Origin of the sequence: Chitinophaga solisilvae, from assembly GCF_009928525.1 — a bacterium.
GTDB lineage: Bacteria > Bacteroidota > Bacteroidia > Chitinophagales > Chitinophagaceae > Chitinophaga > Chitinophaga solisilvae.
Genome location: NZ_JAABOK010000028.1, coordinates 19,735 through 29,218 on the forward strand (window position 1 = coordinate 19,735; position 9,484 = coordinate 29,218).

A 9,484-nucleotide genomic window follows, 5' to 3' on the forward strand; every position below is an offset into this window, starting at 1 on the left:
TGTTCCTCAGAAGGTAACGACGGTTACGGAACCTGTATCATTGCTGCTGATGGTCATCTTGCCGGGTATTTGTTTACTCATCAGGTTAAGCAGTATTAATCCCATTCCCTGCGTGCCGGGAGCGGCTTTCCAGGGAGCGCAGTTATCTGATATGCATAATTTATACCGGTTGTTAAGCGCCTCCAGTGTTATCCTGATTTCGCCATGGTCGTGAAGCAGTTGTCCGTGTTTATAGATGTTGGTCATGGCTTCATTGATGATCAGCCCTGTTGTAACAGCGGTATTCACCGGCAGATAAATATCTGCCACGGTTACAATGATATTGAAACGGGCAGATTTTTCCGCATGTGAGATGTTGATTTTGTCTACAAGGTCATGAATGAATGGTTGCATCCGCGTGGAGGAAGGCCGCGACTTATATTGCAGGGATTCATGCACATCCTTTATCGCAAAAACCCTGTCCTGTATAGCGTCTAACAGCTGAAGCCGTGCAGGGTCCTGTATCCTGGCTTTCTGAAGATTTATGATAGAGATGAGCAGCTGCATACTGTTTTTTACGCGGTGATTGAGTTCCTTGAATAATCCTTCCACATTCTGTTTGGCCAGTTTCAGCTGAACAGCGGTAATAACGAGCGTGATGAGCAGTATGGCCAGTACCGAAATGTATACCTGCTGTATTTTTATCCGTGATGTTTGCCGTGCTGCCAGCTGATTGGCAGTCATTAATTTCTGCTGTGTGTCGTATCTGGCTTCCATGTCAGTCGCTGTGCGGGTCAGGCCGGTATGGGCGTAAAGGCTGTCCTTCAGGCTGAGCTGGAGTTGCGCATATTGCAGGGCGGTCTTGTATCTGCCTGTCCGCTGATGTATGGTACTGAGAATACCGAGATGGTGCAGTTTGTTTTTAGAATAAGGCTGCTCCTGCAGCAGAACGCCGGCTTCTCCGGCAAGATTTTCTGCTCCTTTTACATCGCCGGTTGCAAGCAGCAGTTCGCACAGGTGGTTGATGGTATTGGCAGCGCCCTCTTTATCGCCGGACTTTCGGCTGATGGCCAGCGCTTGCCGGTAGTAGGCTCCGGCCTCTGCATAGGCCTGCAGTTGCAGGTAAACGGAGGCGATGTTATCGAGACTGGTCGCTATGGATCTTGGCGTGCCTGTTTTTTTCTTAATGGCCAGCGACAGCTGGTATTGTTCCAGAGCTTCCGGGTATTTCCGCTGATAGCGGTAGATGTTACCGATATTATTCAGGGAGCCGGCCATACCGGTGGAATCTTTTTCGTTGGTTCTGATGGCCAGCGCTTTCTGATGATAGTCAAAGGCTTTAGCATACTGCCGCAGGTCTTTCAGGTTATTGCCGATGTTGCTGTAGGCGTCTGACAGACTGCGTTTGTCGGGTGAAAGCTCCAGCAGCAGCGCTGCTTCAAAGTTGGCATCCAGGGCCTTTTTGTAATCTCCGTCGTTTTTATAGAGAATGCCGATGTTGATGAGGCCCTGCGCCAGGTGTACAGAATCTTTGATAAGACGGAATATATTATTGGAGGAAATGTAATAGGTCAAGGCGCTGTCTTTCTCCTGTAGTTCATCGTAGGCTATACCGGTGTTGTTCAGCGCTATCGCCAGCTGCAAGGAGTCTTTGAGCCGGCGGGCAATAGTGGTGGCCTGCAGGAAATGATTTTTAGCCTGTGTGGCTTCTCCGAGATCATAATACAATACGCCGGTTCTGCGCTGGAAATCCTGATGGAGGCTGTCAAATCCGGATGTAGCTGCGAGGGAATCCGCGTAAAGCGCCAGGGTAATTTTACGTTGAAGCGGTATGCTGTTATTGTCCAGGCTGTCCGTTAATACCTGCAGGGTATGCCGGGTTTTGTCCTGCACGGGGGCATTGCAACCAAAAAAGAACATTAGTACGGTTGATAAAAATAACGCTTGTCTGAATACCATAATTGTCATTTGGGGGAAGGGATAAAAATAAAGAAAACATCCGGAATAGTTACATTCCGGATGTGAAGAACAGCAGGTGCAGCGGATGCTGTTATGGCTGCGGCCTGATAATTATTTTCCGGTCGTCATCCTCGCCGTCCTGTGCGGCCTGTGATGAATCCGGAGCCGGAGCTTCCGCAACGGGTTTGATAATTATTCTCCTGTCGTCATCCTCGCCATCCTGCACAGAGAACAGGGAGTCGGTATTGTTAACGGGTGGCAGAACGGGAGAAGGATTGTTATCTTTATCTGTGCAGCTGAACAGGGCAGTGGTAACTGCAAAAGCCGCTATGATTATCTTTTTCATCTGAATCAGTGTTGAAGGTGAAGAATAGCCACAGAGCGCCCTGCCGGCCGGTTGGGACCAGTTGCTTTTTTTAGCAGTATGTGCAGGGGAGCTATGGTGATGTAATCCCGGCGGCTGTCCGGATATTCACAGGCCTTCGTAAACTGCTAATCCGCGTGTTTAGCATTTACCGGAGCTACGCGCCAGGGAGGGATTACATGACCGGTATCATCGTTGCCTTCGAAAATTTCAGCGCTGCGGCAACCAGGATTTGCGGTGCTGTAATCTGATTCAAATGTCCGGATACCCTGTGAGAACAGGCGTTCACAGGAAGCTGCTGTTGCTCATGTCAGACAGTAATTTTCTCATAGGAAAGGGGAGGTGTCTCATCAGTACAGGAGTTGTGCTCATAAGCAGGGAGGTATTGCTCATAAGCAGGTATATTCATTTCATTTACTATATATTTTATAATGCTGTTTCAATTACATATGTTATGAAAGACTGGATACTTACAGATGCCGCCTATGATGAGATACTCTGGGAAAGAGTATGGAAAAAGGCTTCCGGAAACAATCATGTAAATCCTGTAAGAGAACTGATGTACGGAACGCGTATCAGTCAGGATGATGAAGGCATTTCCAGGGCGCAGCTGCAACGTTATATAACCATGCAGAAACTGAAGAATCCCAGAAATGACACCAGGGATAAGCTGGCCTTTTATCTGGAGTACAGGAACTATCAGGATTTTAAAACTGCCGTGGATGCAGAGATGACTACTGATGCAAATAAGCGTGTATCCACTGACGTTAGTGTTACGGATGCAGATGCGCTGGTCCGGTACACGCACCTGTCTCCCGAGAAACCAGACTGTTTCATTGGCAGGGATGATATGCTGACAGAGATACATGCTGCGCTCAGCAATACAGCAGAGCGCCGGAATGTACTGCTGCTGAGTAGTATGGGAGGGATGGGAAAAACAACAGTGCTGCATGAATACCTGAACAGCGCCCGGTGTAAGGAACACTTTGAGCGTATCATCTATGTGTCTGTTAATAAAAATCTGGAAAGAGGATTTGTATCGTCAGTAGCCAGAAGCCTGGAGTTGAACCTGACAGAAATTGTATTGCCTGCGCGGCAGCTGGAAGCTGTGTTGTACGCTATGAAGCAGCAACGGGGCAATAACCTGGCAGCCATCGATAATGTAAACGAATCAGACTTCGAAGAACTGCAGCGGATGCAGCATTACTTCCGGGAAACGGGATGGAAAATATTAATCACCACCAGAACACAACCGGATGAATTTGATTTGAAAATAGAAGTCGATGAACTGGAGATGAAAGACGCATTGCAGCTGTTCATGCATTATTATGTTCCCGACAGCATAAGCCGGGAAGCCGCCGCGCTGATGCATTACATGGAAACGGCGCAAATCAGGGAGGAAACCATACGGCTGCTGGAGCATATCGGACGGCATACGCTGGTCACCGAACTGCTGGCAAAAACAGGAAAGAAGAAAGGAATAGCTCCCTCAATGCTGTTAAAGCATTTGCGGGAAGAAGATTTAAAACATCCGGAACTGGCGCTGCCGGTATTCACAGGAGAGCATGCCAGAAGCAGCTATAACCAGCGAAGAAAGGAAACCATGCATAAGTATATGCTGAGCATTTTTGATACAACATCGCTGCAGGTTAAAACTGGCAATGTAGCGGCGGACAAGGAAAACAGGGAGAAAGTAATTATGCTGCATTTCTTCTCTGTGCTACCGCCGGTAGATATACCTGTGGCGCATCTGAAAAAACTGTGGGGAGTGCCTCCCGCAGAAGAAAATACCTTTGAAAACAGACTGGACGAATTGCGGCAGATAGGCTGGATCAAAGGGAAGCAGGAACCGTTGCAGCATCAGGCTGGTATGCAGAACCTGCAATATAAAATGCATCCGCTGATACAGGAAATCGTGTATGAGAAACTGAAACCGGACATGCATTCCTGCGCACCGCTGATTGCCACCATCACCGCCATATTCTCCGGTAAACGCCAGCCGGAAATGGAGCAGCGGGCCTATCAGCAATATTCCGCCACTGTTTTACGAAAACTGAAAACACTTTCTCCCAGAAAATAGCATAACCCCGGGAATATGGAAACAACCACCTCTGCTGAAGATGAACTGAACCTGGCCGCATGTTACCTGGCAGTGGCCGCGAAAATGCAGGAAACAGGGGAATTCGGTGAAGCGATGTCTATGATCGGTGATGCGGAAGATATTTACCGCAGTCTGGGCCATATCGCTTATCTCACCTGCCTCCATAACCGCGCTGATATTAATCTGCAGATGGGGGAGCTGGAAATGGCAAAGCAGCAGTATGAAACGCATCTCGAAACAAGTAAGGTGTACGTACAGGAACATGCTGACACGATAAACCTGGTTGAATTCAGTAATGCCCGCGCGCAGGTGTTGCGGCAGCTCGGGCATCTGCATTTGCGGGAAAAGAAATTTGCCGAAGCCATTTCATTTATTACCAAAGCCAGCCGGATCTATCAACAGCTGCACCTGGCCGCCCCGTTGCATATTGAGTATTACCGGGAGTATCTCAATACCTTCAGTTCTCTCGGAGATATACTGCTATCCGCCAGCCGTTATGATCTCGCGCATGCCTGTATCTCTCATTTCCATCGCCTGACAGCAGACCTTTGCGGAAAATTTCCTTCGCTGCTGGATCTGCAGTTCGATCTTGCGGCATCATTCAGCAGCCTGGGAGAGATAGCGGTGGCTATCAACCGCTTTCAGGATGCGCTGGTTAACTTTAAACAGGCTGCCCGGCTGATGAAGGCTATGCTGAAGGCTCATCATCATGTGGTGGAAATAAGAAAGGTATATGCCGTTACACTGGAACGTATAGGCCTGGTTTATCTGTCACAGAACAAAAAGCGTCTTACCAGAAGATGCTTCCTGATGTCCGGCGCCATGTTCGGCGACCTCAGCGCAGAATTTCCGGACAATATATGGTACAGGGAACTGCAGAGTATTTCCCTGAACAGGATAGGGGATCTGTATATGTCCTTCCGGCAGTATGACGACGCACTGATATACTACCAGGATTCGCTGGCACTGAAGTCAGCGCTGGTAGCGGCTAATCCTGGTATCATACAACTGGATAACGGCATGGCGGTTGTACATCAGAATCTGGGTGATATATATAAGGAATGGCACAACATGGAAATGGCTGAGAAGTACTACCGGCAATTTTTTGATATAGCGGAAAGAATGCAGCAATACAGCAGTCCGTATCCCGAACTGAAACGCATATACGCTATTGCATTAGGAAGGATGGCAATGATAGAGGACGTAAAGAAGAACTACCATGCAGCATTGCAGCGGAAGGAAGAAAGCTGCTGCATCTGCCGGCAGCTGTGTAAAGACTATCCGTTGAATACGACTTACCGGGACGACTTGTCTGTGGCCTATCAGGACCTGGGCGCTACGTGCCGGCAGATGGGGGAGCTGCGGCAGGCTTGTTGGTATTTTATAAGGTATTACCGCGTGTCCCGGATACTGGCGGCGCAGTTCCCTGAAAATTATACCTACAGGCAGGCTGTCGCCATCGCGGCAAAGCAGCTGGGAGAAATTTATATGGAGCAGGAAAAGTACAGCGATGCATTGTTTTACTATCAGCAATACCGGCAACGGCAGCAGGAAATTTATGATGCAGGTGCGCCTGACGATATGCAAATTGCCTGCAATGATCTGGCAGTCGCCAGCGGATTGCTCGGAGATGTTTATATAGCGATGCAGCTGTTGCCGGAAACCTTCCGGTCTTTTGAAACCTACTACCGGGAGATACAGGCATTGCAGGAGAAGTGTCCGGATAATGAAATCATTACAGGCAACCTGGCATTGGCCAGCTGGAAGCTGGGTCTTTGCTACAAGATGTATAACGATGACGAACATGCGCTGCCCCTGCTGGCAGAAGCGGCCTCCCGCTTTTCACAGCTGATGCGGTTATATCCCGGTACTGCACTGTATCAGGAATATTTACAGCAGGTAGCGGAACATCAGCAGATTCCGGTAGCGTAATCAGTACATTTATTAATGATGAAGCCTGCAATAAATTCGTATATACATCAGGGTTAAGATAGGTGTTGTAACTTTTTTTTGATAGGAGAGCTGACAGAAATTAAAAAGAGCTTAAAAAATATCCGGTGCTTTTTAGTGCCGGATATTTTTTGTATAGTAAGGAAGGGTGTTGTAATATTTTTTTAAAAATACCTGAATGTGGGTATTGTTTTACAATTTCAAAGCCGGCAATTTTGTAGTTGAATAATTGGATGGTATTTTGTGTGTGCCTTTTAATGTAGTGTGGTGGCTGTTTTGAGTGGTGTTTGGTGCTTTTTGTTGATGCTGCTGCTGCAATAAAATTGCGTTTGGATTCCTGATCAGCAATTGGTGTTAAGTCTGTTTTAAGTATTGGGAAGAAGATGTTTTGTGAAATAAGAATGCACTATTTTGCAGTAGTTATAATTAACGGGTGCGCTGTTAGAGCAGAAGTGAAGAAAATTTTGTGTTCATTGTTTTTTGAATGCAAAAAACATGTATTTTTACAGAATACCTTTTAATGTTAACTTAAGATTAATACTATTAAAGTACCATTAAAGTATCCCCTTTTATGAACGTAGCAACCCTATTAGCATCTTTATGACTTGTAATCATTTTTTCGTTTCAGCAGATTTTGTTAACCGGCACATGCATATGTGTTGCTGCTGATGATTGTGCAGAATGGTAAAAGCAGGCCATCGCAGTGATAAAATAACCAGTGATTGCAGGTTGTAATAGTTAATTTCCGCCGTTAATAACCCATGCTAAAGGCGCTATATTTCATGTATTGTAAAAACAACGATTAATACTATGAAACCAGTTCCAGACAAATTAATGTAACCCATTATGCTTTAGTTGGCAGCACTATTCTGAACAGAGGAAGAAGAGCGGATTCAATGCAATAGGTGTATGCGCCAGACAGTAGTTATCTGTATACATTACGGGTGACCTTACGCTTTATTTATTTTCTTTTATTGTCCCCCGCAGGGGGATCAGGGATTTTTATGCCCTGCTGTACAGTAAAGGAAGTTCATTATACAATTCACCGGTGTAGCTGTTACACCGGTGCAGGATAGCTTTTAAAATTATGCAACATGTTAGAAGAACTTATTAAACTGTCTGATTTTATTGGTAATACACCGCTGATTCAATTAAGCAGTGAGAACAGCCGCTTGTTTGCCAAACTGGAGTATAACAATTTTACGGGCAGCTCCAAAGACAGGGCTGCATACAGTATTATATACAATGGTATTAAATCGGGCGCCATTAATGAGAACACAACTGTCATCGCTTCCAGCTCCGGTAACTTTGCCATCGCCGCGGCTTCTATCTGCCGGCGTATCGGAATAAAATTTATTCCGGTTATTGATCCTAACATTAATCATTCCTATGAACTGTTGCTGGAAATGCTTGCCTATAAAGTAGTGAAGGTGACCACACGTGATTATACCGGCGGTTACCTCCTGACACGCATCGAAAAAGTAAATGAATTGCACGCCGGTACGCCGGATTCCTTTATTGCCGACCAGTACGCAGATCCCAATAACTATAAAGGGTATTATAACCTGGGTAAGGAAATCACTGATTCCTTTGATAAACTCGATTACATCTTTATTGCTGTCAGCTCCAGCGGCGCTATCACCGGCATTTCCAACAGTGTGAAACAGGTGCGTCCGGAAATTAAAATTGTAGGCGTGGATGTGGAAGGCTCCGTTATCTTTAACCAGCCGCCCATGAAACGTTTTATCTCCGGTATCGGTGCAAGTAAAATACCGCCGATTATTGAAAACGCCATTATCGATGATGTGGTAATTGTATCACAGGCAGATATCATCAAAGGCGCTATGGACCTGCTGCACGAGCAGGTTATCTTTGCCGGAGCCTCTTCCGGAGCAGTATATTACGCTGCCAAGCATTACTTCCCTGTCACCGGTTCATCGCAGGACGCGCCAACCGCCTTGCTTATTTTTCCTGATAAAGGTCATACATATCTGGACACCATTTACAATAAGGAATGGGGTATCCAACTGTCGCAAAAGATGCAGGAAGCAGCATCCATGCAATAATTAATACTGTTAAAATACGATCTATGTTATATCTGAATGCCGACAACATTAAAGCCGCAGGGCTTGACTGGGATCAATTAATAGATGTGATCCGGGATGCAGTGACTGTACTGGGAACCAATGACTATTCGCAGCCGATTAAACCCTATCTGAGATACGGAGATCCTAAAAACCGTATTATCGCGATGCCCGCCTATATCGGTGGTGCAGCCTCCTTAGCCGGTATCAAATGGATCGCCAGCTTCCCGGATAACATACACCATAATAAATTAAGAGCGCATTCTGTCACTATTCTGAATGAACACGATACAGGCATTCCACTCTGTGTCATCAATACCGCCAGCATCAGCGCCATCCGTACCGCCGCGGTTTCCGGCCTGCTGATACAGGAATATCTTAAAAACAGAAAAAGCAGTACCCCATTAAAAGTAGGTATCAACGGATTTGGCCCCATCGGTAAAACACATCTCAGTATGGTCACGTCTGTACTGGGCGACCGCCTGGAACGCGTATCCCTCTTTGATCTGAAACCCATTGATGCCGCTGCCGCCGTTGCGGAATACGGCGATAAAATTCAGGTGGCCGACTCCTGGGAAAGCGCTTACACAGCCGCTGATATTTTTATCACCTGTACAGTTTCCGCAGCCCCTTATATCAACATCGCTCCCGTGAAAGGATCGCTGCAGCTGAACGTTTCCCTCCGCGATTACAAAACTGCCATGCAGGAACATATGAACGCTATCATCGTGGACGATTGGGAAGAAGTCTGTCGCCAGAACACCGACATAGAAAATATGCATAGGGAAAATGGTTTGCAGGAAGAGCAGACCCTCTCCATCGCTGATATAGTCTGTAAAGATGCCCTGCAGCAATACGGAGAATCAGACACTATCATGTTCAATCCTATGGGAATGGCCGTTTTCGATATCGCCATCGGCGGATATTATTACCGCAAAGCCCAGCGTGATAACATTGGTTTTGTTTTACCCGATTGATATCAGCATAACCAAGACACAAAAGCAAGTACAGTAAGGGAACAATGATTGCCGCTGAATAGCCTTCCGA

Annotated in this window: 6 protein-coding genes; 4 read left to right on the top strand and 2 right to left on the bottom strand. The window is 46.5% G+C overall.

Features of this window, described 5'->3' with window-relative positions:
• Positions 1-6: 6 nt before the first annotated feature.
• Positions 7-1,899, bottom strand: a complete 1,893-nt coding sequence (locus tag GWG06_RS29870) for a tetratricopeptide repeat protein (RefSeq protein ID WP_160718113.1) — start codon at positions 1,897-1,899, stop codon at positions 7-9.
• A 130-nt stretch (positions 1,900-2,029) separates the two neighbouring features.
• Entirely contained in the window at positions 2,030-2,284 is a 255-nt protein-coding gene (locus GWG06_RS29875) for a hypothetical protein (RefSeq protein WP_127034274.1), read from the bottom strand.
• 472 nt (positions 2,285-2,756) lie between these two features.
• On the opposite strand from GWG06_RS29875, the gene GWG06_RS29880 reads away from it, so the two are divergent.
• From GWG06_RS29880 to GWG06_RS29895, 4 genes are all read left to right on the top strand, one after another.
• Positions 2,757-4,382 (top strand): NB-ARC domain-containing protein, encoded by a 1,626-nt coding sequence (locus GWG06_RS29880; protein WP_160718114.1) that lies wholly within the window; start codon positions 2,757-2,759, stop codon positions 4,380-4,382.
• A gap of 15 nt (positions 4,383-4,397) precedes the next feature.
• Positions 4,398-6,335, top strand: coding sequence for a tetratricopeptide repeat protein (locus GWG06_RS29885; RefSeq protein WP_160718115.1), 1,938 nt, complete (start codon positions 4,398-4,400; stop codon positions 6,333-6,335).
• A 1,112-nt stretch (positions 6,336-7,447) separates the two neighbouring features.
• Positions 7,448-8,419: a pyridoxal-phosphate dependent enzyme gene (locus tag GWG06_RS29890; protein WP_127034268.1), complete on the top strand. Its 972-nt coding sequence runs from the start codon at positions 7,448-7,450 to the stop codon at positions 8,417-8,419.
• A 23-nt stretch (positions 8,420-8,442) separates the two neighbouring features.
• Complete coding sequence (locus tag GWG06_RS29895; protein ID WP_160718116.1) at positions 8,443-9,414, top strand: 2,3-diaminopropionate biosynthesis protein SbnB; 972 nt, start codon at positions 8,443-8,445, stop codon at positions 9,412-9,414.
• The last annotated feature ends 70 nt before the right edge of the window (positions 9,415-9,484 follow it).